The sequence below is a fragment of the Enterobacter sp. JH25 genome (genome assembly GCF_021725435.1).
Lineage (GTDB): Bacteria > Pseudomonadota > Gammaproteobacteria > Enterobacterales > Enterobacteriaceae > Enterobacter > Enterobacter intestinihominis.
Genome location: NZ_CP091319.1, coordinates 1,399,398 through 1,422,750, shown reverse-complemented (window position 1 = coordinate 1,422,750; position 23,353 = coordinate 1,399,398). Strand labels below are relative to the sequence as shown.

23 protein-coding genes are annotated in these 23,353 nt (G+C 54.9%); 13 read left to right on the top strand and 10 right to left on the bottom strand.

Annotation, left to right across the window (positions count from 1 at the left end; all coding sequences use genetic code 11):
• Positions 1 to 46: 46 nt before the first annotated feature.
• From L2Y28_RS06750 to mntR, 7 genes are all read right to left on the bottom strand, one after another.
• On the bottom strand, positions 47 to 1,423 hold the full coding sequence (locus L2Y28_RS06750; protein ID WP_022647532.1) for a glycoside hydrolase family 1 protein: 1,377 nt from the start codon (positions 1,421 to 1,423) through the stop codon (positions 47 to 49).
• Between the two features lie 161 nt (positions 1,424 to 1,584).
• Positions 1,585 to 2,625 carry an aldo/keto reductase gene (locus L2Y28_RS06745; protein WP_022647531.1) on the bottom strand — a complete coding sequence of 347 codons (1,041 nt, stop codon included), beginning with the start codon at positions 2,623 to 2,625 and terminating at the stop codon, positions 1,585 to 1,587.
• Between the two features lie 102 nt (positions 2,626 to 2,727).
• Positions 2,728 to 4,251, bottom strand: coding sequence for an efflux transporter outer membrane subunit (locus L2Y28_RS06740; protein ID WP_236919578.1), 1,524 nt, complete (start codon positions 4,249 to 4,251; stop codon positions 2,728 to 2,730).
• Positions 4,251 to 5,822: a DHA2 family efflux MFS transporter permease subunit gene (locus L2Y28_RS06735; protein ID WP_022647529.1), complete on the bottom strand. Its 1,572-nt coding sequence runs from the start codon at positions 5,820 to 5,822 to the stop codon at positions 4,251 to 4,253. Before L2Y28_RS06735 ends, L2Y28_RS06740 begins: the two co-directional genes overlap by 1 nt.
• Entirely contained in the window at positions 5,819 to 6,913 is a 1,095-nt protein-coding gene (locus tag L2Y28_RS06730; protein ID WP_022647528.1) for an HlyD family secretion protein, read from the bottom strand. Before L2Y28_RS06730 ends, L2Y28_RS06735 begins: the two co-directional genes overlap by 4 nt.
• A gap of 101 nt (positions 6,914 to 7,014) precedes the next feature.
• Positions 7,015 to 8,124: an anion transporter gene (locus tag L2Y28_RS06725; protein WP_022647527.1), complete on the bottom strand. Its 1,110-nt coding sequence runs from the start codon at positions 8,122 to 8,124 to the stop codon at positions 7,015 to 7,017.
• Positions 8,121 to 8,594: a manganese-binding transcriptional regulator MntR gene (gene mntR / locus L2Y28_RS06720; protein WP_022647526.1), complete on the bottom strand. Its 474-nt coding sequence runs from the start codon at positions 8,592 to 8,594 to the stop codon at positions 8,121 to 8,123. The genes L2Y28_RS06725 and mntR overlap by 4 nt, the downstream gene beginning before the upstream one ends.
• A gap of 182 nt (positions 8,595 to 8,776) precedes the next feature.
• On the opposite strand from mntR, the gene mntS reads away from it, so the two are divergent.
• The gene (gene mntS, locus L2Y28_RS06715) at positions 8,777 to 8,905 is read left to right on the top strand and encodes a manganase accumulation protein MntS (protein WP_022647525.1); all 129 of its coding nucleotides are present in this window, start codon (positions 8,777 to 8,779) and stop codon (positions 8,903 to 8,905) included.
• A 268-nt stretch (positions 8,906 to 9,173) separates the two neighbouring features.
• Positions 9,174 to 10,757: a phosphoethanolamine transferase gene (locus L2Y28_RS06710; RefSeq protein WP_022647524.1), complete on the top strand. Its 1,584-nt coding sequence runs from the start codon at positions 9,174 to 9,176 to the stop codon at positions 10,755 to 10,757.
• Between the two features lie 115 nt (positions 10,758 to 10,872).
• Here L2Y28_RS06710 and ompX read toward each other — a convergent pair whose 3' ends face one another.
• Positions 10,873 to 11,391 (bottom strand): outer membrane protein OmpX, encoded by a 519-nt coding sequence (gene ompX / locus L2Y28_RS06705; protein ID WP_003858450.1) that lies wholly within the window; start codon positions 11,389 to 11,391, stop codon positions 10,873 to 10,875.
• Positions 11,392 to 11,746: 355 nt separating this feature from the next.
• Here ompX and rhtA point away from each other — a divergent pair, with 355 nt between their 5' ends.
• The 6 genes from rhtA to ybiO all read left to right on the top strand — a co-directional run bounded on the left by rhtA (position 11,747) and on the right by ybiO (position 18,344).
• Positions 11,747 to 12,634: a threonine/homoserine exporter RhtA gene (rhtA, locus tag L2Y28_RS06700; protein ID WP_022647523.1), complete on the top strand. Its 888-nt coding sequence runs from the start codon at positions 11,747 to 11,749 to the stop codon at positions 12,632 to 12,634.
• Positions 12,635 to 12,932: 298 nt separating this feature from the next.
• The gene (dps, locus tag L2Y28_RS06695) at positions 12,933 to 13,436 is read left to right on the top strand and encodes a DNA starvation/stationary phase protection protein Dps (protein WP_000100801.1); all 504 of its coding nucleotides are present in this window, start codon (positions 12,933 to 12,935) and stop codon (positions 13,434 to 13,436) included.
• 361 nt (positions 13,437 to 13,797) lie between these two features.
• Positions 13,798 to 14,541: a glutamine ABC transporter substrate-binding protein GlnH gene (glnH, locus tag L2Y28_RS06690; protein WP_003858455.1), complete on the top strand. Its 744-nt coding sequence runs from the start codon at positions 13,798 to 13,800 to the stop codon at positions 14,539 to 14,541.
• A gap of 93 nt (positions 14,542 to 14,634) precedes the next feature.
• Complete coding sequence (gene glnP, locus L2Y28_RS06685) at positions 14,635 to 15,294, top strand: glutamine ABC transporter permease GlnP (protein ID WP_010428919.1); 660 nt, start codon at positions 14,635 to 14,637, stop codon at positions 15,292 to 15,294.
• Entirely contained in the window at positions 15,291 to 16,013 is a 723-nt protein-coding gene (gene glnQ / locus L2Y28_RS06680) for a glutamine ABC transporter ATP-binding protein GlnQ (protein WP_022647522.1), read from the top strand. Before glnP ends, glnQ begins: the two co-directional genes overlap by 4 nt.
• 120 nt (positions 16,014 to 16,133) lie before the next feature.
• Positions 16,134 to 18,344 (top strand): mechanosensitive channel protein, encoded by a 2,211-nt coding sequence (gene ybiO, locus L2Y28_RS06675; RefSeq protein ID WP_022647521.1) that lies wholly within the window; start codon positions 16,134 to 16,136, stop codon positions 18,342 to 18,344.
• A gap of 43 nt (positions 18,345 to 18,387) precedes the next feature.
• On the opposite strand, the gene rlmF is transcribed toward ybiO, so the two are convergent.
• Entirely contained in the window at positions 18,388 to 19,299 is a 912-nt protein-coding gene (gene rlmF, locus L2Y28_RS06670) for a 23S rRNA (adenine(1618)-N(6))-methyltransferase RlmF (RefSeq protein ID WP_022647520.1), read from the bottom strand.
• Positions 19,300 to 19,541: 242 nt separating this feature from the next.
• Here rlmF and mcbA point away from each other — a divergent pair, with 242 nt between their 5' ends.
• The 3 genes from mcbA to ybiJ all read left to right on the top strand — a co-directional run bounded on the left by mcbA (position 19,542) and on the right by ybiJ (position 20,736).
• Complete coding sequence (mcbA, locus tag L2Y28_RS06665) at positions 19,542 to 19,805, top strand: DUF1471 family periplasmic protein McbA (RefSeq protein WP_022647519.1); 264 nt, start codon at positions 19,542 to 19,544, stop codon at positions 19,803 to 19,805.
• A 118-nt stretch (positions 19,806 to 19,923) separates the two neighbouring features.
• Positions 19,924 to 20,190, top strand: coding sequence for a DksA/TraR family C4-type zinc finger protein (locus L2Y28_RS06660; protein WP_022647518.1), 267 nt, complete (start codon positions 19,924 to 19,926; stop codon positions 20,188 to 20,190).
• Between the two features lie 285 nt (positions 20,191 to 20,475).
• Entirely contained in the window at positions 20,476 to 20,736 is a 261-nt protein-coding gene (gene ybiJ, locus L2Y28_RS06655; RefSeq protein WP_003858474.1) for a DUF1471 family protein YbiJ, read from the top strand.
• A gap of 116 nt (positions 20,737 to 20,852) precedes the next feature.
• Here the strand turns inward: ybiJ and ybiB are convergent, their stop codons facing one another.
• Positions 20,853 to 21,815, bottom strand: a complete 963-nt coding sequence (gene ybiB, locus L2Y28_RS06650) for a DNA-binding protein YbiB (protein ID WP_022647517.1) — start codon at positions 21,813 to 21,815, stop codon at positions 20,853 to 20,855.
• 256 nt (positions 21,816 to 22,071) lie between these two features.
• Here ybiB and L2Y28_RS06645 point away from each other — a divergent pair, with 256 nt between their 5' ends.
• Both L2Y28_RS06645 and L2Y28_RS06640 read left to right on the top strand, forming a co-directional pair.
• The gene (locus L2Y28_RS06645; RefSeq protein ID WP_022647516.1) at positions 22,072 to 22,608 is read left to right on the top strand and encodes a fimbrial protein; all 537 of its coding nucleotides are present in this window, start codon (positions 22,072 to 22,074) and stop codon (positions 22,606 to 22,608) included.
• A gap of 69 nt (positions 22,609 to 22,677) precedes the next feature.
• Positions 22,678 to 23,352: a molecular chaperone gene (locus L2Y28_RS06640; RefSeq protein ID WP_022647515.1), complete on the top strand. Its 675-nt coding sequence runs from the start codon at positions 22,678 to 22,680 to the stop codon at positions 23,350 to 23,352.
• Position 23,353: the final 1 nt, after the last annotated feature.

Genomic DNA, 23,353 nt, shown 5'->3' with positions numbered 1-23,353 from the left:
AGTATTCCCATCAATCAGTCACAAAAACGGCCCGGCAGCGTACGGCTTACATCTCGCGTCCGTTAGTATGGATAACCTGTTTTAACCACGCGTAGCTCTTCTTCGGCACGCGCTTAAGGTCTTTCAGGTCGTGATTTTCACGGTTGACGTAGACCACGCCGTAGCGCTTACGCATGTCACCCTGCGAGCTGAGAATGTCGATTAAGCCCCAGCCGAGGTAGCCCATTACCTCTGCCCCGTCCTCGAATATTGCCGCTTTCATCGCCTCGATGTGCGCCCGGTGGTAGTCGATGCGGTAGGTGTCCTCGATCGGGTTTACCCCGTCCCAGGACTCGATCACGCCGATGCCGTTTTCAATCGGGAATACCGGCATCCGCCAGTCGTTGGCATAGCGGGTGATGATGGTGCGAAAGCCCAGCGGGTCGATCTGCCAGTTCCACTCGGTGGCTTTCAGGTACGGGTTATTTTTCTCGCCATGCAGCAGGTAATGGTTCACCGGCGTGCCTTCCGGGATGGCATCGCTGTCCAGCGTTTTGCTGGCGTAATAGCTGAAGGCCATAAAGTCGTTCTTCGTGCGCGCAAACAGCGCGAGATCGTCTGCGCGGTAGATATCACCGAAGCCCTCCTGCTCCACCACCGCCATCACCGCCGGGCTGTAGCCCTGTCCCGCGAAGACGCGCAGCAGGTTCTGGTTGAGGAATTCGTCGTACTGCTGGGCGCAGAAGATATCGCGCGGTTTGCAGGTGGCTGGATAAATCAACTGGTGCGCCAGCATGCCGCCCATCAGCTTGCCTGGCTTAGTCTGGTGCAGGTATTCGGTCAGAGTCATGTGCGCCACCATCGCATGGTGCTGAAGCTCATACAGCTCGCGCAGGGTTTGTTCACCTTTCATGTAACCGGAAATGCGAAAAGCTTCCGGCATATGGAAAATGTTCTGCTCGTTGAAGGTCAGCCAGTACTTCACGCGATCGCCGTAGCAGTCGATCATCTTCTTGCCGTAGCGGATAAAGGCCTCCATCACCCGGCGTTCGTTGAAGCCGTTGTACTCCTGCGCCAGCGCCAGCGGCATATCGAAGTGGTAGAGGCAGACCATCGGCTCAATACCGCGGGCGAGCAGATCGTTAATAAAGCGGTCGTAAAACGCGATACCTTCGGCGTTGAACTCGCCGTCACCCTGCGGGCAGACGCGGCTCCAGGAGATCTGGAAGCGGTAGCAGTTCATGCCCAGATCCTGCATCAGATCGAAATCTTCCCGGTAGCGGTGGTAGGAGTCGGTCGCCACTTTCCAGTCGGAGATGTTTTCTCCTGCTTCCCGAATGTCATATACCGACATCCCCTTCCCGCCCTCATTCCATGCCCCTTCCGTCTGCATGCTGGATACCGAGTTGCCCCATAAAAAGTTGGCTGGCAGTGATTTGTTCATGGTCTCTCCCTATATGACTAGTCATTTAAATTTAATGACTAGTCATATAGATCGAGATGAAACATCAGGCAAAGAGAAGGAGCATTTTTTGTGAGGTGGGTTGAAATAAAGACCAGAGATAGTAGCCCCGGTAAGCGAAGCGCCTCCGGGGAAAAGGAAGGTTACTGCTGCGCGAGCTGACTACGACGGTATTCCCCCTGCCGCTCCAGCATCCAGCCTGGATATTCGCGCGGCAGCGCACTGACGGCATCAAGCTGTTTAAGCTCGTCTTCGCTTAAGCGGATCCCGGTGGCGGCAATATTATCGTCCAGCTGATCGACGCGTTTCGCACCAATAATGACGCTGGTCACCGCTTTTTGATGCAGCAGCCATGCCAGCGCGATTTGCGCCACGGAGACGCCCCTACGCTCGGCAATGACGCGCATTACGTCCACGCAGTCGAAGGCGCGATCTTTATTCACCGGCGGGAAGTCAAATTCCAGACGGCGGCCTCCGGTTTCGCTCTGCCCGTCACGACCGTATTTTCCGCTCAGCAGGCCGCCCGCCAGCGGGCTCCAGACCATCAATCCGACGCCTTCGCTCTGCATCATCGGCACCAGCTCGCGCTCCAGGTCACGTCCGGCAATGGTGTAATACGCCTGCAACGATGCGAAACGCGCCAGCCCAAGACGGTCAGAAATACCGAGCGCTTTGGCAATCTGCCACGCAGTCCAGTTCGAGACGCCGATGTATCGCACGTGACCGTGCTGTACAAGGTTATCCAGTGCGTAAAGCGTCTCCTCAATGGGGGTCGCGGGGTCGAAACCGTGCAGCTGATAGAGATCGATATGATCGAGCTGCAGGCGGCGCAGGCTCTCCTTTACGCAGTCGATAATGTGATAGCGCGAGCCGCCGCGTGAGTTCACTCCCGCCGTGCCCGTTTCACCAAACACCTTTGTGGCGACCACCACGTTTTCACGTGGAACGTTCAGGTTTTTCAGCGCCTGCCCGAGGATCTCCTCCGAGCGTCCTTCCGAATAGACGTCGGCAGTGTCGATAAAGTTGATGCCCGCGTCCAGCGCGCGGCCCACCAGCTGCTCGGCTTCGTTTTGCCTTAGCTGGCCAATCTTGCCCCACATGCCGCCCTCGCCGCCGAAGGTCATGGTGCCGAGGCAGAGTTCAGAAACAAACAGTCCGGTATTGCCCAGTTTTTGATAACGCATAACGCTTTCCTCGCATGTCGATTGGGTGTCTGTTAGTTATACCCGCCCCCCAGCCATCGCGAATGTGGCGTTCCTGTCCGTTTCTTGCCCAATCCTCTGAATCTATCCGCGCGGGGCATCGCCAAAGACGCTGTAGTCTGGCAGCTGAACCTGCTGATACGGCTCCCAGCCGCCGCCGAGGGCTTTGTAGAGCGCCACCAGGTCAAGCGCGCTCTGCACCTGCGCCTGCGCCCGCTGCTGTTCGGCCTGAGCGAGCTGACGCTGGGCGTCCAGCACGTCAATAAAACTGGCGATCCCCTGTCGGTAGCTGTCGCTGGCGAGATCAAAAGCGTTTTGCAGCGCGTCGATGGTTTTCGCCAGGCCCGCCTCACGCTGCTGGTCAGTGCGATAGCTCACCAGCGCGTTTTCAACATCGCCGAGCGCCGTCAGCACCGTCTGACGATAGTCCAGCACCGCCGCCCCTTGCTGTGCGCGGGCCACCTTGACGCTGGAGACCAGCCGACCGCCCTGGAAGATGGGGATGGAGACCTGCGGACCGAAGCTGTAAAAGTGGCTGCTCCAGTCGGTCAGCCAGCCGGATTCGCTGTTACGCAGGCCAAACTGCCCGGAGAGGGTGAAGCTTGGGAACAGTTCGGCTACCGAAACGCCAATTTGCGCCGTGGCGGCATGGAGGTTCGCCTCAGCTTCGCGCACGTCCGGGCGACGACGCGCCAGCGTTGACGGAATGCCGGTTTGCACAATATCCGGCAACGCTGGCATCGGCTGCACGGATTGTAATTCGGCATCCAGCGCCCCCGGCGGTTTGCCGAGCAGGATGGCCAGCCCGTTCATCGCCTGGCGTTCCTGCGCCTGATACTGCGGCAATTGGGCTTCAAGATTGCCCAACTGCGCCCGGGCGTTTTCTACGTCCATCTGCGGTGACAGCCCGCCCCGCTGGCGGCTTTCGGTCAGATCCAGCGTCTGCTGCGCGCTTTCAATTTGCGTATTAAGCGTGGCAATGATGCTCTGCGCCCCTCGCAGCTGTAGCCACGCCCGCGCCACTTCGGCTTCCAGCGAGACCAGCGCATCGTTACGCTGCTCGATCGCCGCCCGCTGCTGCGCCTCGGCCGCTTCTACCTGACGGCGCACCTTGTCCCACAGGTCGATTTCCCACTGAGCGTCGAAGCTGCCCTGATAGAGGTTAATCGGCTGCGTCAGCGGGCCTAACGCGCTTCGCAGCTGCGGATCGACATTACTCAACTGGTCATACACGCCGTGGGATTTCAGCTCCCCTTCCAGCCCAAGCTGCTGGCGCGTCGCCTGCACATTGCCATTCACCGACGGGAAAAATGCCCCGCCGGCCTGGTTAATCTGTTCGCGCGCGCCGGCAATGCGCAATACCGTTTGCTGTAGCGTCAGATTTCCGGCGATGGCGCGTTCAATCAGGCTGTCGAGCTGCGGCGAGCCGAAAGTTTTCCACCAGCGCGGGTTAGTTGCCGCGGAGGACGTTTGTGATTTCACCGCGCCGTCGCCCTTATCGTTCCAGTGCGTGGTGGCGGGCGGTGCAGGCTGTTGGTAGTCCGGCCCGACGGCGCAGCCCACCAGCAGCATCATTATCATCAGGGGGTGTAAACGTCTGTGTATCATCAGTGTGCTCCTGCACTCCCCTCGCTCTTAACCGGCGAGAGCAACAAACAAAACGGAATCAGTAAGAAGGCCACCGCGCTCAGAATGGTGAAGACGTCAATGTAGGCCAGAAAGCGCGACTGCTCGATCATGGTCTGGTACATCCGCCCGGTGGCAATGCCGGTCGGATCGCCCACCTGAGTGGTGAAGTTCTGGATCGCCTGGGCGCTTTCGCGTATCGCCAGCTGGAACTGCTCATTAAACGGCGAAGCGTGGTAAGCCAGATGCGCGCTGTGCGCCTGCGAGCGCTCGGTGATCGCCGCCGTCGAGAGCGAAATCCCAATCGAGCCGGCCACGTTGCGGAACATGGTAAACAGCGCCGCCGCGTCGGCGTTAAGCCGCCTCGGGATCGAGATAAAGGCGATGGTGGTGAGGGGCACAAACAGGAACCCGAGTCCAATCGACTGGGCGCTGCGGAACAGCACCAGCGTTTCGAAATCGATATCCGGCGTCAGCGTCCGGGACCAGAAGAAGGACACCGCCAGGCAGGTAAAGCCGAAGGCGATGATCCAGCGCGTCTGCACCACCGGCATCAGCTTCAGTACCAGCGGAATAGTCAGCACAATCAGCACCGCGCCGGGCGAGAGCACCAGCCCGGACCAGGTGGCGGTATAGCCCAAATCCTGCTGCGCCAGTTGCGGAATAACCACCGAACTGCCGTAGAGGATCATCGCCATCCCCGCCATCAGCAGGCTGGAGATCGCAAAGTTGCGATCCTTCATACAGTGCAGATCCACCACCGGCTTTTTGGCATACATCAGCCAGTAGATCGCGCCGATAATGCCGACCAGCGTCAGTACCGCGAAGGTGCGGATAAAGTTCGAATAGAACCAGTCATCATCTTCGCCCCGGTCGAGCATCACCTGCAAACAGCCAAGTCCGAGAGCGATCAGGCCGATCCCCGTCCAGTCGACGGTGAGCTTCTCTTCCGACTTTTTCTCCCACGGCGGATCTTCCAGCAGCTGATAGATGGCCAGCACCGTCACAATCCCTACCGGAATATTGATAAAGAACACCCAGCGCCAGGAGTAGTTATCGGTGATCCAGCCTCCCAGCGTCGGGCCAAGTACCGGCGCGACGATAATGGCAATGGATGAAAGGCCAAAGGCTTTGCCCCTGTCCTCCGGCTTGAAGTAATCGAGCAGCACCGATTGCTGCGTGGGCTGCAACCCGCCGCCAAAAAAGCCCTGCATCACACGGAACAGGATGATTTGCCAAAGCTCGGTGGCGATGCCGCACAGGAACGAGCAGATGGTGAACATCACAATGCAGATCAGGAAGAACTGCTTGCGGCCAAACAGCCGGCTCAGGAAGGCCGAGATCGGCAGCACGATGCCGTTCGCCACCAGGTAGCTGGTGAGCACCCAGGTGGATTCGTCATAGCTGGCCGAGAGCGACCCCGCGACGTGGGGCAGCGCCACGTTGACGATGGTGGTGTCCAGAATTTCCATAAACACCGCCAGGGTGACCACAATCGCCACCGCCCACGGGTTACTGGCGGGCTTCCAGTTTTCGTGGCTGCTGTCCGTCATTCCACGGTGACCTTCGGTTCAACCGACAGCCCCAGCGGCAGCGGTTTGTTCGGATCCAGCCCCTTATCAATGACGATTTTCACCGGCACGCGCTGAACGATCTTCACAAAGTTACCGGTGGCGTTTTCCGACGGGAAGGCGGAGAAGCGCGAGCCGCTGCCCTGCTGGATGCTGTCAATATGGCCTTCGAGCGCCATATCCGGCCAGGCATCGACGGACACGGTCACTTTGTCGCCCGGCTTCATACGTTCAAGCTGCGACTCCTTGAAGTTCGCCACCACCCACACGTTCGGGGAAACCAGCGAGAACAGTGCCGTGCCTGCCTGCACCAGCGTACCAGGCTGGACGTTGCGTTTGGTGACAAAACCGTCGAACGGGGCGCGGACTTCGGTATAAGAGAGGTTCAGGTTGGCGGTTTCCAACTGCGCTCTGGCCTGATCGACCTGCCGTTCGCGGGCTTCGACGTTAGTCTCCTGCTGGCGGATTTGCAGCTGGACCTGCTCCGCCACCTCCAGCTGCGCCTGCGCGCTGGCCAGACCCGCCTGTGCACTCCGCAGTTGAGCGTTCGCGGCATCGATGCTTTGTTGTGTGGTCGCGCGGGGGTCAACGCCGCGCTGACGGCGGTACTCCGCCTGAGCGTTGGCCATATCCGCCTGGGCTTTCAGTACCTGGGCTTTGGCTTCATCGCGCTGGGCGGGATATTGCACCTTCGAGAGCGCCAGCTGCGCCTGCGCCTGATGCAACTGCGCAACCGCCAGCCCAAGCTGGGCCTGAGCCTGATCGCGCTGGGCGGTGGTATCACGCGGATCGATCACCACCAGCACATCCCCTTTCTTTACACGCTGGTTATCCCGCACGCGAAGTTCGGTAACGTAGCCTGCCGTTTTTGGGGCAATGGTCACTACGTCGCCGTCGGTGAAGGCGTCGTCGGTGGTCTCTTCGTTACGGGTTAAAAACCACCAGACCAGCGCCACGATCACCATCACGATGACCACGATGCCAAGGATAATTAACGGTTTTTTGCCCGGGCGCTTGCGCTCGTTATTGTTTTGATCCTGCTCGTCAGCAGGTGGATTTTGATCTTCTGCCATAGTTCAGCAACGGTCCTGTCAGTGAGCGGCATCACACTATGCCGTTCACTAAAGCTAGGACGTTGCTATACATTTGCCAGGAAAAACTGACAAATTGCGCACTATATGAGAAGGAATAGTCCGAAACCGACCGCCGCAGACCAGAGCAGCATCGGGATTGACCATAAATGGAAGCGCCACCAGATGCGGCGATCGTTGGCCATCCGCAGGGCGATGAGGTTGGCCAGCGAGCCGGGCAGCAGCCCAAAGCCGCCGACGTTGACCGCCCACGCCAGCAGTACCGTTGGGGGAACATAGTTAAGCAGCAAAATGGTGGACGGCACGTTACTGATCACCTGCGAGAGACCAATCGCCGTTAGCCATAGTCCCGGCTGCGACAGACCGCTGACGCTATGGAGAACGGTCTGCAATACCGGGAGCTGGATCAGTAGATGGACGTCAATAAACATCGCCATAAACACCAGCAGCAGCGTCCAGTCAACGCTCACCAGCACCCGCCGGGCGAGGAACAGGAAGCCACACGCCACCAGCAGCGCGCCCGCCAGCGCCTGGTTTAACTCCAGCGCGGTAATGAAAACGATATACAGTCCCAGGCAGCTCCAGACGAGACGCGGCTGCCACTGGGGGCCGGTGGTACCGCTGTGGTACTGCAACGATTTATTCGGGAAAGCAAACCAGCCCACCACCAGCAGCGTCGCCACGATCGCCAGCGCCAGCGGCGCCATCTGCCAGGTAAATGCGGTAAACGACAGGTCGGAGCGTCCCCACAGCAGAATGTTCTGCGGGTTACCGATCGGCGTGAGCAGCGAGCCTGCATTGACGGCCAGCGCTTCAAAGATAATCAGACGGGTAACCGGTATTTCGCACAGCTTACGCAGTGTGAGCGTAAGCGGCACCACGATAAACAGCGCTACGTCATTAGTGAGGAACGTCGACAGCAGCGCCGCCGAAAAGACCATGAACAGAGCCAGCTTGCGCTCGGTGGCGAAGCGGCGCACCATTTTGCGCCCCAGCACGTCAAAATAGCCGCTCAGCTCTACGCCTTTGGTGAGCATCATCAAACCGCTCAGGGTAATAATGGTGCGCCAGTCTATGGCCGCCGGCCAGGTGTGCGGCGTGAAGGGCACAAAGACGCTGAGCCCAACGCCAGTGATAAGTAAAAGATGGAAAAAACGATCGCGTTTCAGGGCCTGCAAGCCGGGGATGTTCATTCAGCGGCGGGGCCATATTTGAGCGTAAATTCGCGGAACTTCACCAGCGTCTCTTCGCTGACGTGGTGTTCCATACCTTCGGCATCCCGACGGGCAATTTCCGGGCTGACGCCCAGCACCAGTAAAAAATTCTCGACGATCTGATGGCGCTCGCGGCTCTCCTGCGCCAGCTTTTCGCCTTCAGCGGTGAGAAACACCCCGCGCCAGGGGATCATCTCGATCAGCCCGACCGACGCCAGACGTTTTAACATTTTGGCAACGGTTGGCTGCGACACCCCCAGGCGTGCGGCCATATCCACCTGGCGCGCTTCTCCAACTTCACGAATCAGATCGGAGATCAGTTCGACATAATCATCAATCAGCTCCCGGCGGTGCGCCTCACGCACCTGACGGAAGCCTTCCACATGCTCTTCAACGTTCACCAGTTGCGTCGTTTTTTTTGTTGTTGGCTTACCTGCGCGACGGTTCATTGTGCTTCCTCAATGGGTTGACGCTTCCAGCGCCCTGTAACGGAGCGCACATTGTAAACCATAGCTCTACAAGCACAAAAAATTAACGAATTAGCCATAGCTATACAATATAGCCTGTGCTATATCTGTATGTAATGCAGTCACCCTTCACGGATCGAAGGGATCATGAATCAGGAGGTCTTATGAATGAATTCAAGAGGTGTATGAACGTGTTTACCCACTCTCCTTTTAAAGTGCGTCTAATGCTGTTGAACATGCTGTGCGATATGTTTAACGCCAAACCGCATCAGGACGACAAATCTTCTCACTAAGCGGCGTCGCGGCACGCCGCTTCATTTTCCTGTCACACTTTCGTTGTAAACTCGCTTTTTCCTGATTATTTTTGCGGATTTGCAGCCCCCTTCGCAAAACATCTGTTTAGCAACTGTTGACCTTAATTCACGCTCGCACTATCTTCTTGCAGCCCTGCACAATTTGCGGCTCGCTGAAGCGGACCTCCATTCCCTTTCCACGCACTGTCCGGCAGGCTTTGACCCTTGACGCCAGGGTGAGCACATGGCGTTTTCGTGATAGTGATCTATGAACGTAACCCTGATTGATACACTTGTTACCCGCAGCCGGGCCCTAAGCCCGTGGACGGGATTTTATTTTTTGCAATCGCTGTTGATTAACTTTGCTCTTGGCTACCCCTTTAGCCTGCTTTATGCCGTCGGGTTCACCTGCATTCTTCACCTGCTATGGCGAAGCGCACCGCGCATGCAGAAAGTGCTTATCGGGATCTGTTCTCTGGTGGCTGCCGCCTATTTCCCGTTCGGCCAGGCCTATGGCGCGCCGAACTTTAATACCCTGCTGGCGCTCCACTCCACCAATATGGAAGAGTCTACAGAGATCCTGACGATCTTCCCGTGGTACAACTACGTGGTTGGCCTTTTCATTTTTGCTCTCGGCGTGATTGCGGTTCGCCGTAAGCAGGTCGGGAAAAAAACATGGGGTAAAATTGAAAGCCTGTGCCTGGCCTTTAGCGTAGTGACGTTTTTTGTTGCGCCGGTACAAAATCTGGCCTGGGGCGGCGTGTTTAAGCTTAAAGATACCGGGTATCCGGTGTTTCGCTTCGTTAAAGACGTGGTAGTGAATAACGAGGAAGTGCTCGACGAGCAGGCGCGTATGGCCGAGCTTTCCACCATGAAAGATACCTGGAACGTGCTGGCGGTGAAACCGAAGTATCACACCTATGTGGTGGTGATCGGTGAAAGCGCGCGTCGCGATGCGCTCGGCGCGTTTGGCGGTCACTGGGATAACACGCCGTTTGCCAGCTCCGTCAACGGTACGCTGTTTACCGATTACGTGGCGGCCAGCGGTTCGACGCAGAAATCTCTCGGTCTGACGCTCAACCGTGTCGTGGATGGAAAACCGCAGTTTCAGGATAATTTTGTCACCCTGGCCAACCGGGCAGGTTTTCAGACGTGGTGGTTCTCCAACCAGGGGCAGATCGGCGAGTATGATACCGCCATTGCCAGCATCGCGAAGCGTGCCGACGAGGTACAGTTCCTGAAAAGCGGTGATTTCGAAGCCGATAAAAACACAAAAGATGAAGCGTTGCTAAAAATGACCGCGCAGGTCTTTGCCACTCAGCGCACCCAGCCGCAGCTGATCGTCCTGCACCTGATGGGGTCACACCCGCAGGCATGCGATCGTACCGGGGGAAAATATGCGGAGTTTGTGCAATCCAAAGAGACCTCGTGTTATCTGTACACCATGACGCAAACCGACGATCTGCTCAGCAAGCTGTACGCGCAGCTGCGCAACAGCGGCGATAGCTTCTCGATGGTCTATTTCTCTGACCACGGTCTGGCGTTTAAGGAGCGCGGTAAAGAGGTGCAGTATCTGGCCCACGATGACAAGTTTCAGCAGAACTTCCAGGTACCGTTTATGGTGCTGTCGAGTGATGACAAAACGCATCGCATCATCAAAGCGCGCCGTTCCGCGAACGATTTCCTGAAATTCTTCTCACAGTGGACGGGGATTAAGGCGAAAGAGATAAAAAATGATTACCCGTTTATCTCCGGGAAGAAGGGCCCGCCAGTTTACATTACCAACTTCAGGTTACAGAAAGTTGACTATAACCATCTGGGGACGGATATTTTCGATATTAAGAGTAAGTGATCTCTGCCGTCTCGTGCAGGCTGATGCCCTCACTCTGGCCCTCTCCCACGGGGAGAGGGTACAAACAAAAAAATCCGCCACATTGGGCGGATTTTTTACTGGCTCACCGAAGTGATTAGAAGCGGTAACCTACGCCCGCGATCCAGGTGCCAACGTCAACGTTGCGGATACGGCTCTGCTCATAGGAGAAGTCCAGAGCAACGTTTTCGATTGGGTTGAACTGCATACCTGCGCCATAGGAGAAACCGTAGTCGCTGTTGCTTGCAGTACGGTTCAGACCTTGGTTTTCGGTCTGCTGGAATTTACCGTAGCCAACACCTACAACACCGTAGATGCTTGCCCAGTCATTCAGGCGGTAAGCAGGACCCGCGGTGATGCCGTAGTACTGACCTTTATTGTAAGAGCCATTTTCAGTACGATCTTTCTCGGTGTAAGTGAAAGAACCGATCACACCCAGCGGGTTGTTGTCTTGCTCGTAACGGTACTTCAGGTTGAAACCGTTGGTTTTGTTCATCACGCCCTGCATATCGCTCTGAGCGTAACCACCAGTTACAGTAGAAGTTGCCGCTACAGCGGTACCTGCGGAAACAGCCAGAACAGCTGCCAGTGCTGAAAGACATGCAATTTTTTTCATAACCACCTCAAATGTGCTTCAAGTAAGTCCGTAAGTTTTAAATATATCAAAAAAATCTGTGAAACTCTTTGTCATTCACGATGTCTAATGCGACCTTTCCTGTAACAGAACATTTCCAGCACCAGCTATCTCGTTCAAATAACTCCAGATTTTCACCTGTAAATGCTAATAGTGCGCGTCATCGCCATTTAGTTCATCCAGATTATTCCTAATCTTTCAGGCGATAAAATCAGCAACGTTTTCTCATTTTACGGATTTTCCCTGGATTTTTTTTCAACAGTAGCTCAACCGTTGCAGGTTATTTCCATTACACTGCGACTTTTACCTCTTTTGACAAAAATTGACAGGAGAAAGGATGCCAGGTTTACCTCGTAAATCGTCGGTCTGGATGCCGGTGGCAGTCATACTTATCGCGATGATGTCCATACAAAGCGGCGCGTCGCTGGCAAAATCGCTGTTTCCGCTGATTGGTGCGCCCGGCGTCACGGCGCTGCGTATCGCATTAGGCACCCTGATCCTCGTGGTTGTCTTTAAACCCTGGCGGCTACGGTTTAAAAAGGAGCAGCGACTGCCTCTGCTTTTTTATGGGCTGGCGCTGGGAGGGATGAACTACATGTTCTACCTCTCTATTCAGACTATCCCGCTGGGGATCGCGGTCGCGCTTGAATTTACCGGCCCGCTGGCGGTTGCCCTCTTTTCTTCTCGTCGCCCGGTAGACTTTATCTGGGTCATACTGGCCGTGCTGGGGCTATGGTTCCTGCTGCCGCTCGGCCAAAGCGTTTCACAAATCGATTTGACAGGGGCCGCTCTGGCGCTGGGCGCAGGGGCGTGCTGGGCGGTGTATATTCTCACTGGTCAGCGTGCGGGCGAAGAGCACGGCCCCGCGACGGTCGCCTTAGGCTCGCTGATTGCCGCGGTTATCTTTGTCCCGATCGGCATGGCACAAGCAACGGACTCAATATGGCAGTGGTCAATCCTGCCGGTTGGGCTGGCGGTCGCCATTCTTTCCACGGCGCTGCCCTACTCTCTGGAGATGATCGCCCTGACGCGTCTGCCTACGCGTATTTTTGGTACGCTCATGAGCATGGAGCCCGCGCTGGCTGCCATCTCTGGAATGATGTTCCTCGGCGAAACCCTGACACTGGTGCAGACGCTGGCGCTCTGTTCCATTATCGCGGCGTCAATGGGCTCTACATTGACCATGCGCCAGGAACCAAAAGTACATAAGATTGACCTCAACTAGCCCTTAAATTCTGCATGGCTTACCGGCCATGCAGAATATAGGCCTCGTCAGCCCTTCAAATAATTTCTTACAAACTCTCTTATATTGCCAAAATATTTCACCTGCCCGCCTTGTCACTTAACGAATTAAGATTGATCTGCATCAATTTATATAAAAAACTTTAAAATCATTAAGTTAAAACTTCAACCATCCTTTCGCTATTAAACCGATAGGCAGCGCCAAACCGCAGAGAAAAAATCCGGTGCTATACTTAATCCCGTAATTACCTGGGACACAAACATCAAGAGGATATGAGATTATGAGTACCGCTAAACTGGTGAAAACGAAAGCGTCTAATCTGCTTTATACCCGTAACGATGTATCGGATAGCGATAAAAAAGCGACCATTGAGCTGCTGAATCGCCAGGTGGTCCAGTTCATCGATCTTTCGCTGATCACCAAACAGGCCCACTGGAATATGCGCGGTGCAAACTTTATTGCCGTTCATGAAATGCTGGATGGCTTCCGCACAGCACTGGTGACTCATCTGGATACCATGGCCGAACGCGCCGTACAGCTGGGCGGTGTGGCTCTGGGTACCACGCAGGTGATCAACAGCAAAACGCCACTGAAAAGCTATCCGCTGGATATCCATACCGTTCAGGATCACCTGAAAGAGCTGGCGGACCGTTATGCGATTGTCGCGAACGATGTTCGTAAAGCGATTGGCGAAGCAAAAGATGAAGACACCGCTGATATCTTCACTGCCGCGTCACGCGACCTGGATCAGTTCCTGTGGTTCATTGAGTCAAACATCGAATAATCCCTGCGGATTGTCTGAATAACCCTCGCCCCTGGCGGGGGTTTTGCACATTTATGGTGCACACTTTTGTCCGCAACGGCCGCAAAAGTGAATAAAATGTAATAATCACCTCACACAACCGTTAACGGAAGATTGTTTTTTCGTCAGATTCTGCGCTAAATATCCCCCTGTCAGAAGACCTTAACGAAGCGCACCAAAACGGTGCTCCATTCTGGTGCAACCTGACAGAATTGCCACGCTTTTTGTGCAATGCGTGACATTATCCCCTTTGCAAAACAACAGCTTGTAAAACTGGCACGATTTTTTCATTGTGCCTGAGGTTCTCGCAGGGGATCGCCCCGTGGATATAAAAGGAAATGCTATGAAGTCTGTATTAAAAGTTTCACTGGCTGCACTTACCCTGGCGTTTGCGGTGTCCTCGCAGGCTGCCGACAAACTGGTTGTGGCGACTGACACGGCGTTCGTACCGTTTGAATTCAAACAGGGTGATAAATACGTTGGTTTTGACGTTGATCTGTGGGCCGCTGTCGCAAAAGAACTCAAACTGGATTACACCCTGAAGCCAATGGATTTCAGCGGCATTATCCCGGCACTGCAAACCAAAAACGTTGACCTGGCGCTGGCGGGCATCACCATTACCGAAGAGCGTAAAAAAGCTATCGATTTCTCTGATGGCTACTACAAAAGCGGCCTGCTGGTGATGGTGAAAGCGGATAACAACGACGTGAAAAGCGTGAAAGATCTCGACGGTAAAGTGGTCGCCGTGAAGAGCGGCACCGGTTCCGTTGATTACGCGAAAGCCAATATCAAAACCAAAGACCTGCGTCAGTTCCCGAACATCGACAACGCTTACATGGAACTGGGCACCAACCGCGCAGACGCGGTGCTGCACGACACGCCTAACATCCTTTACTTCATCAAAACCGCCGGTAACGGCAAGTTCAAAGCGGTAGGTGATTCCCTGGAAGCTCAGCAGTACGGTATTGCGTTCCCGAAAGGCAGCGACGACCTGCGTAATAAAGTTAACGGCGCGCTGAAAACCCTGAAAGAGAACGGCACCTATAACGAAATCTACAAAAAATGGTTCGGTACCGAGCCTAAATAATTTCACCTGACTTCAGGTTTGTAACGCCCGGTGGCGCTACCGCTTACCGGGCCTACGTTTTTCGTTTTTCACCACGGTATACAGGAATACATCATGCAGTTTGACTGGAGCGCCATCTGGCCTGCCATTCCTCTCTTGCTTGAAGGCGCTAAAATGACCTTGTGGATTTCGGTCCTCGGTCTGGTTGGCGGGTTAATTATCGGTCTGGTGGCCGGTTTCGCCCGCACCTACGGCGGCTGGATTGCAAACCACATCGCACTGGTTTTCATCGAAGTGATCCGTGGCACCCCCATTGTGGTGCAGGTCATGTTTATCTACTTCGCCCTGCCGATGGCCTTCAACGATCTGCGCATTGACCCGTTCAGCGCAGCTGTCGTCACCATTATGATTAACTCCGGCGCCTACATTGCGGAAATCACCCGCGGTGCGGTGCTGTCGATTCATAAAGGCTTCAGCGAAGCTGGCCTGGCGTTAGGTCTTTCCCGTCGCGAAACGATCCGTCACGTGATCCTGCCGCTGGCGCTGCGCCGCATGCTGCCGCCGCTGGGCAACCAGTGGATCATCAGCATTAAAGACACCTCGCTGTTTATTGTTATCGGCGTGGCCGAGCTGACCCGTCAGGGCCAGGAGATCATCGCGGGTAACTTCCGCGCCCTGGAAATCTGGAGTGCGGTCGCCGTTGTCTACCTGATTATCACGCTTGTCCTGAGCTTTGTTCTGCGTCGTCTTGAAAGAAGGATGAAAATCCTGTGATTGAATTTAAAAATGTTTCCAAGCACTTTGGTCCAACCCAGGTGCTGCACAATATCGATTTGAACATCAGGCAGGGTGAAGTGGTGGTGATCATCGGGCCGTCGGGTTCCGGAAAATCCACCCTGCTGCGCTGTATTAACAAGCTCGAGGAGATCACCAGCGGCGATTTGATCGTCGATGGTCTGAAGGTGAACGATCCGAAAGTGGACGAGCGCCTGATCCGCCAGGAAGCGGGCATGGTGTTCCAGCAGTTCTACCTGTTCCCGCACCTGACGGCGCTGGAAAACGTGATGTTCGGTCCTTTGCGCGTGCGTGGGGCCAGCAAAGCGGCGGCAGAAACGCTGGCAAAAGATCTGCTGGCGAAAGTGGGTCTGGCAGAGCGTGCCCACCACTATCCTTCCGAGCTGTCCGGTGGCCAGCAGCAGCGCGTGGCCATTGCCCGTGCGCTGGCGGTGAAGCCAAAGATGATGCTGTTTGATGAGCCAACGTCCGCACTCGACCCGGAGCTGCGTCACGAGGTGCTGAAAGTGATGCAGGATCTGGCAGAAGAAGGCATGACGATGGTGATCGTTACCCACGAAATCGGCTTTGCCGAAAAAGTGGCGTCCCGTCTGATCTTCATTGATAAGGGCCGCATCGCGGAAGACGGTAATCCGCAGGCGCTGATTGCGAACCCACCTAGCCAGCGCCTCCAGGAGTTCCTGCAACACGTCTCCTGATAGCCATACACAGAGCCGGGCATGCCCGGCTTTTTTATGCCGGATTGTTCCCAAAAACTCCCCTCCGCTCCGCGCGCTCTATACTTATCATTTTGCACGATATTTTTGTCGGAGGACGCCGTGCCGTGGATCCTGTTGCTACTGTTTACCCTGTTTAGCGCGCCATCACTTGCTGTAACCATTCCCGGCGTCACCACCGGAGCCACCGCCACCCAGCAAAATGCGCCGCCAGAACCCGACGCTGAAAAGAAAAAAGCCGCTTACAGCGCACTTGCCGACGTGCTTGAGAACGACACGTCCCGGCAGGAACTTATCGATCAGTTGAGGAAAGTGGCCGCCACACCGCCTCAGGATCCGGTTCCGACTATCGCGCCGCCGGAAGTCGAAGACGAAAAGACGGTACTGGAAAACGTCACCGATATCAGTCGCCGCTACGGGGAAGCCCTGTCGTCGCGTTTTGCCCAGCTCTATCGCAACCTTGTTGGCACCTCGCATAAGCCTTTTAATCCCCACACCTTTTCTGCAGCCGCGACCCAGTTTTCTATTCTGGCCGCCGCGGTATTCATTTTTTACTGGCTGTTGCGCCTGTCTGTCTGGCCGCTTTACCGGAAGATGGGCCACTGGGGACGTAAAAAGAATCAGCATAAAAGCAGCTGGCTGCATCTTCCGGCAATGATTACCGGGGCCTTTATCATCGATTTGCTGCTGCTGGCGCTGACGCTGTTTGTCGGCCAGATGCTGGCCGACCGTCTTAATACCGGGAACAAAACCATCGCCTTTCAGCAGGGGCTGTTCCTGAACGCCTTTGCCCTGATCGAGTTCTTTAAGGCGCTCCTGCGGTTAATATTCTGTCCGCGCGTGCCGGAACTTCGCCCGTTCGCCATTTCGGATCGGAGCGCCAAATACTGGGCGGTTCGGCTCAGCGTGCTGAGCGGGTTGATCGGCTATGGCCTGCTGGTCGCCGTCCCGATTATTTCCAACCAGGTTAACGTGCAGTTCGGGGCCCTGGCGAACGTGCTGATCATGCTCTGTATTACCGTCTGGGCGCTGTACCTCATCTTCCACAATAAAAAAGCGATCACCGACAGTCTGCTTCACCTGGCCGATCGCTCCCTCTCCTTTTTCAGCCTCTTTATTCGCGCCTTTGCGCTGGTGTGGCACTGGCTGGCCAGCGCCTATTTTATTGTGCTGTGTTTCTTCTCGCTGTTCGATCCGGGCAACAGCCTGAAATTTATGATGGGGGCGACGTTCAAAAGCCTGGCGATTATCGGCATCGCGGCCTTTGTTTCTGGCCTGCTCTCCCGCTGGCTGTCGAAGACGATCACCCTGTCGCCGCAGGTTCAGCGTAATTACCCCGAGCTGCAAAAACGGGTAAATGGCTGGACATCGGTGTCGCTGAAGGTGGCGCGTATTTTGACGGTCTGCGTGGCAATTATGCTGCTGCTGAATGCGTGGGGACTGTTTGATTTCTGGAACTGGCTGCATAACGGCGCCGGGGAAAAGACCGTCGATATTCTTATTCGTATCGCGCTGATCCTGTTCTTCTCCGCCGTCGGCTGGACGCTGCTGGCAAGCCTTATCGAAAACCGTCTGGTGTCGGATGTCCACGGCAGGCCGCTGCCGAGCGCCCGCGCCCGCACGCTGCTGACGCTGTTCCGCAACGCGCTGGCGGTGATCATTAGCACCATTACCATCATGATTGTGTTGTCGGAAATCGGCGTAAATATCGCCCCACTGCTGGCGGGTGCCGGTGCCCTGGGACTGGCGATCTCCTTTGGTTCGCAGACGCTGGTGAAGGATATTATCACCGGCATTTTTATCCAGTTTGAGAACGGGATGAACACCGGGGATCTGGTGACCATCGGACCGCTTACCGGCACGGTGGAGAGGATGTCCATTCGCTCCGTCGGCGTACGTCAGGATACCGGGGCGTACCACATTATTCCGTGGTCATCGATCACCACCTTTGCCAACTTTGTGCGCGGCATTGGTTCGGTGGTGGCGAATTATGATGTCGATCGTCACGAAGATGCAGATAAGGCGAAACAGGCGCTGCGGGATGCGGTGAGCGAACTGATGGAGATGGAGGATATTCGCGGGCTGGTAATTGGTGAGCCGTCGTTTGCGGGCATCGTCGGGCTGACGAACACTGCCTTTACCCTGCGCGTGTCGTTCACCACCCAGCCGCTGAAACAGTGGACGGTGCGCTTTGCCCTGGACAGCATGGTGAAAAAACACTTCGATCTGGCGAACGTGAGAGCGCCGGTGCAGACGTATCAGGTATTGTCGCCGCCCGCTTCGCCGCTCCCTCCACAGGAGCCGACGCTGTAACCGAGCCGGGTGGCGGCTTCGCCTTTCCCGGCCCGAGAAACGATTATTTGCGACGTTTGTTATCGTCCATAAAGGACCAGGCAATAAAGCGGCTCTGCTTCTGACCCTGCGCCATCTCTTTTTTGACCACCTTCACCGCGCCGGCTTCGGTCAGCGCGCGGTAAAGCGGCGGCAGGTTATCGCCACGAGAGACCAGCGTGGTAAACCATTTCACCTGACGACCGAAGCCTTTACTCTCGGCAATCATGCGCAAAATAAAGGCCACTTCCCCGCCCTCGCACCACAGCTCCTGCTGATGGCCGCCAAAATTCAGCGCGCCATCTTCGGCCTGGCCCAGGTTACGCCGCTTGCGTTCACTTCCCGCACGCGCGGACGCGGCGGAGTCGTGGAATGGCGGGTTGCACAGGGTGGCATCATATTGTTCGTTCTTATGAATAATGCCGGTGAAAATAGCAGCGGCATCCTTCTGACGACGCAGACGAACGGCCCGGCTTAACCCCGGGTTAGCGTTGATAATGGCCTGCGCGCTGGCGAAGGCCTCATCACCGATCTCGCTGCCGGTAAATCGCCACTGGTACTCATGTGCGCCTATCAGGGGGTAGATCAGGTTCGCGCCCGTACCGATATCAAGGACGGTAGCCTGTTTCGGCACTACGCCATCGTGGTCATCCGCCAGCAGATCGGCAAGATGATGGACGTAATCCGCACGGCCCGGGACCGGCGGGCAGAGAAAGCCATCAGGGATGTCCCAGTGCGTCACACCATAAAAATGGGCCAGCAGCGCTTTGTTCAGCGTTTTAACCGCCAGCGGATCGGCAAAGTTTACCGACGGTTCACCGGCTGGTGTCTGAACGATAAAACCCTGCAATTCAGGGCAGCTCAGACACAGGGCTTTCATATCGTAGCGGCTACGGTGGCGGTTACGCGGGTGCAATCCCGGCTTGTGGGAAGTCATGGCATTCTCCTTTAAACAGCCGCGTAAGATACCCTGTGACGGCGCGGGGGTAAATATCTGTCTGAGTCGCACAAAAAAACGACAAAAATCAGCGACCTGTATGTCTATGATCTGTCAACAAATTGTCAGAATTTATCGTTCAAAAAATAAGCAGATCATCATCAAATTTTTGCGCTAAATCACACGCATCAGGCTTCTAAACTTAACAGGAATCACCTGTTGTTTCCCCTGAGGATGTGATTATGAAAAAGTATCTGACCTTTATTATTGCGGGTGCGCTGGCAGGCGCATCATTCTCTGCCTTGTCCGTTCAACCTCTGACCGACAGTACCGACACCAGCCAGCTACGCGCGGCTGGGACGGTCTCTGTCAGCCGGGCAAGCAACCTTGATGACCTTCAGGACAAGCTGGCCGAAAAAGCCCGTCAGGAAGGCGCTAAAGGCTTCGTGGTGAACGCCGCCGGTGGCGATAACCATATGTACGGTACAGCGACTATCTATAAATAACTTACCGCCTTCCAAACTGCATCTGCCCGGCAGATGCAGTTCTCTCTGCCTGCGCCTTGACTGTGCGTTTTTTCACCCCATATTAAAATGCATGACTTGACCCTTTCAGGAGAACATCATGGCTTCCGGCTGGGCGAATGACGACGCCGTTAACGAACAGATCAACAGTACCATTGAAGATGCGGTTGCGCGTGCTCGCGGTGAAATTCCGCGCGGCGAAAGTTTGACGGAATGCGAAGAGTGCGGGGATCCCATTCCTGAGGCACGACGTAAAGCCATTCCCGGAGTACGGCTTTGCATCACCTGTCAGCAGGAGAAAGATTCAAAAAATGCTTCACATTCAGGATATAATCGTAGAGGATCGAAAGACAGCCAGTTACGTTGACTTTCCTTTACCGTAGTTAACCGCACCAACAGTTTACTTTACGCTCACGACTTTCAGCGAAGCGCGTAGCAAAACGTGCCCTTCTGATTGTGTCTGTAAAGCGTATCCGCAAGAAGTGTCAATTGCGCTTCTGATTTTATTAATAATCAATAAGTTATTTGTCATTCAATTTTTTTGACCAACCACGTCAATTCTCTTCGATTTTATCTTCCGCTAAAAAGCGTGATACTTATCACATCGACGGAACATCGTCCCCTTAACAGAATAACCTGCGAGAATTGACCTATGAAAACCATCAAATATGCTGTTGCCGCTGTTGCCCTGTCCGCTCTGTCTTTCGGCGCTTTCGCTGTAGAGCCAGTCTCCTCTACTCAGGCACAGGATCTGAACAAAATCGGTGTGGTGAGTGCTGAAGGCGCGACCACGCTGGACGGTCTGGAAGCAAAACTGGCTGAAAAAGCTGCCGCCGCGGGCGCAAGTGGATACACCATCACTTCCACTAACGGTAATAACAAACTGAGCGGTACTGCGGTTATCTACAAGTAATCGAACAAATTATGCTCCACCCTCGCCATACCCTCTGGTGAGATGCTCCAACCCTCATTGACCCTGTTGTTGTTACCCTTGTTTGCCCGTCCGCCACTGGACGGGCTTTTTTTTGCTTAAAATGACTGCGCCACGCGCTGCAACCCGGCTTCCACGGACTCGACTTCCCCTGCAGCCAGAAGGCAGCAGGCCATTTGCAGCTTGATTGACTGCGGAACCGGCACCTTCCCGGCCAGACACTGCACAATCCAGCGCGCGGTGACCTGCGGATCTTTCGACTCAGGCAGGATCGCATCTCTGTTCTCTTCCCCACGTTCGACAACGACCCGCGTCCCGGCGGGCTCAATCAGCATCAGCTGTGGACAACGCTGCGGGTTGGCGTAAACCTCGCCTTCTGTCCCGTGCATCAGCAGCGCGCGTCCACCGATTTCGGCAAAGAATTGCCCGACTCGCGTCACGTATTCCGGATGGGAGACGCTGGAAAGACGCAGCGCGGCGTCTTCGGCAAACGGCGTCGCCAGCTTCGCCAGGGTGTGAGCGCTGTTACGTACGCCCATGCGCCAGCGCATGTCCAGCTGCTTTTCCAGCGGTGGGCAGAGCGCGCTAACGGGGATATAGACCGGCTGATTCCCCTCCAGCTTTGCCTGTGCCTGACCGGCATGGAGGGTCGGTTCAATACCTAACAACGCCAGGATGGTTTCTGTCAGCACGCGCGTCGGATCTTCGCTCACGCCATGCACTACTACCGGGAAACCGAGTTTCTGCAACAGAATAGCCAGCAGCGGCGTGAGGTTTGCCTGCTTACGCGCGCCGTTGTAGGTCGGGATCACAATTGGCATCGGCTTCGTGACGGGCGGGGTTAAGCGCATGGTCTGCGACTGCATGGCCTCATAAAAGCCGCGCATCTCCGCCTCACCTTCCCCTTTAATACGCAGCGCAATCAAAATGCCGCCCATTTCCAGTTCCGGCACGTCGCCATTCAGCATATGCGTGTACAACGCGCGGGCTGTTTCCTGGTCCAGATCGCGAGCGTGGTTTTTCCCACGCCCTACCTCTTTGATAATTTTGCGGTAATCCACGACATTTCTCCTGACTGCATTATCTTGTTAACAATATAGCCCGATGAACACAGACCCGATAGTGTTTTGTGATCATTATCAACCTGCTGTTTTCATATAAAAAAATTAAACTCAAGCACTATTTACATTATTTGTGATTGGGACAAAAGATCCGCAGCGACCCTTTTTTTGATTAAATAAACATCGAAAAATCATTAAGGGTCAACGGTAAAAACGTCCAGGCAACGCTTTTACCAGAATCACATCAGGATTAACTATGAACAAGGTTGCATTAGGTTTTTTTATCGCCGCAACGGTGGGATGTTCTGCATCCGCATTTGCGGCAACTAACGGTGAAGGTCAGATTAATTTCACCGGTGAAATTATTGATTCTGCTTGCCAGGTCGTGAATGGATTAAGTAATCCATTAAACGTTCAGTTGGGTAAGGTGTCTAAAACGGTATTTACCGGCGCAGGCTCTACCAGCACATCAACGAAGTTTGATATTAAGTTAACCAATTGTCCGGAAACAGTGACCTCGGCTGCGATTAACTTCGGTGGTACCCCGGATGCGGATAATAATGCCGCGCTGGCATTAACGCCAGATACCGATGCGGCAACCGGTGTAGCCATTCAGTTGATGGATGCTTCCGGGCAGCCTGTCACTCTGTATACGCCTTCGCAGCAATATCCTTTAGCCTCCGGCACGGCAGTTAACGACCTGGAATTCGGTGCGCGTTATATTCAAACTCAGGCCGCCATTACCGCAGGCCCTGCCAACTCTGTATCGACTTTCACCGTTATTTATAACTGATCTTATCAATCCTGAGATATTAATGCTTTTGCGGGCATTAATATCTCTTCTATTTATTGAGAAATCTTTATGCGCCACGGTTATTTACTGAGCACTCTTTTACTGATAGCAGCCTCTGCACATGCGGGTGTCGTGATTAATGGTACCCGGCTGGTCTATCAGGGAGATAAAAAGGAATCATCTCTTGGCCTGTCAAACCCGGATACGACGGATTATCTGGTACAGTCCTGGGTCGATTCTGGCGGTAAAAACCCGGCCAAAGCCCCATTCCTGATCACCCCGCCGCTTTTCCGTCTGGATGCAAAAGAAGATAACGTTCTGCGCGTGGTACGCACGGGCGGAAATTTACCGGAAGACAGGGAATCTCTGTACTGGTTGAATATCAAAGCGATCCCTTCCTCAAAACACGTTGAGGGAGTAAATACGCTGCAAATTGCCATTAATACCCGCATTAAATTGCTGTATCGCCCGTCCGCGGTAAAAGGCCGACCAGAAGATGTGGCGGATAAGCTTGAATGGCATCGCGAAGGTAACGACCTGGTGGTGAATAACCCTACGCCTTTCTATATGAATTTCCAGACCGTCACGCTTAACGGTCAGAAAGTCACAAAAGCGACCTGGGCTGTTCCGAAATCAGAAACACATTTTGCCATACCGGGTAATGTCGGGGGCTCAAACGTGACGTATTCCATTATTAATGATTACGGCAGCATCAGCCATTCCTGGTCGAAATCCGTTCATTAAT

What these genes read in the sequence shown, in the direction of transcription:
- mntS (WP_022647525.1), top strand. Translation starts at nt 8,777, where the DNA reads ATGAATGAATTCAAGAGGTGTATGAACGTGTTTACCCACTCTCCTTTT.
- L2Y28_RS06710 (WP_022647524.1), top strand. Translation starts at nt 9,174, where the DNA reads ATGAACGTAACCCTGATTGATACACTTGTTACCCGCAGCCGGGCCCTA.
- L2Y28_RS06730 (WP_022647528.1), bottom strand. Translation starts at nt 6,913, where the DNA reads ATGGCAGAAGATCAAAATCCACCTGCTGACGAGCAGGATCAAAACAAT.
- L2Y28_RS06735 (WP_022647529.1), bottom strand. Translation starts at nt 5,822, where the DNA reads ATGACGGACAGCAGCCACGAAAACTGGAAGCCCGCCAGTAACCCGTGG.
- rhtA (WP_022647523.1), top strand. Translation starts at nt 11,747, where the DNA reads ATGCCAGGTTTACCTCGTAAATCGTCGGTCTGGATGCCGGTGGCAGTC.
- L2Y28_RS06725 (WP_022647527.1), bottom strand. Translation starts at nt 8,124, where the DNA reads ATGAACATCCCCGGCTTGCAGGCCCTGAAACGCGATCGTTTTTTCCAT.
- ybiJ (WP_003858474.1), top strand. Translation starts at nt 20,476, where the DNA reads ATGAAAACCATCAAATATGCTGTTGCCGCTGTTGCCCTGTCCGCTCTG.
- glnP (WP_010428919.1), top strand. Translation starts at nt 14,635, where the DNA reads ATGCAGTTTGACTGGAGCGCCATCTGGCCTGCCATTCCTCTCTTGCTT.
- dps (WP_000100801.1), top strand. Translation starts at nt 12,933, where the DNA reads ATGAGTACCGCTAAACTGGTGAAAACGAAAGCGTCTAATCTGCTTTAT.
- glnH (WP_003858455.1), top strand. Translation starts at nt 13,798, where the DNA reads ATGAAGTCTGTATTAAAAGTTTCACTGGCTGCACTTACCCTGGCGTTT.
- L2Y28_RS06740 (WP_236919578.1), bottom strand. Translation starts at nt 4,251, where the DNA reads ATGATACACAGACGTTTACACCCCCTGATGATAATGATGCTGCTGGTG.
- L2Y28_RS06660 (WP_022647518.1), top strand. Translation starts at nt 19,924, where the DNA reads ATGGCTTCCGGCTGGGCGAATGACGACGCCGTTAACGAACAGATCAAC.
- mcbA (WP_022647519.1), top strand. Translation starts at nt 19,542, where the DNA reads ATGAAAAAGTATCTGACCTTTATTATTGCGGGTGCGCTGGCAGGCGCA.
- L2Y28_RS06645 (WP_022647516.1), top strand. Translation starts at nt 22,072, where the DNA reads ATGAACAAGGTTGCATTAGGTTTTTTTATCGCCGCAACGGTGGGATGT.
- mntR (WP_022647526.1), bottom strand. Translation starts at nt 8,594, where the DNA reads ATGAACCGTCGCGCAGGTAAGCCAACAACAAAAAAAACGACGCAACTG.
- L2Y28_RS06640 (WP_022647515.1), top strand. Translation starts at nt 22,678, where the DNA reads ATGCGCCACGGTTATTTACTGAGCACTCTTTTACTGATAGCAGCCTCT.
- L2Y28_RS06750 (WP_022647532.1), bottom strand. Translation starts at nt 1,423, where the DNA reads ATGAACAAATCACTGCCAGCCAACTTTTTATGGGGCAACTCGGTATCC.
- ompX (WP_003858450.1), bottom strand. Translation starts at nt 11,391, where the DNA reads ATGAAAAAAATTGCATGTCTTTCAGCACTGGCAGCTGTTCTGGCTGTT.
- rlmF (WP_022647520.1), bottom strand. Translation starts at nt 19,299, where the DNA reads ATGACTTCCCACAAGCCGGGATTGCACCCGCGTAACCGCCACCGTAGC.
- L2Y28_RS06745 (WP_022647531.1), bottom strand. Translation starts at nt 2,625, where the DNA reads ATGCGTTATCAAAAACTGGGCAATACCGGACTGTTTGTTTCTGAACTC.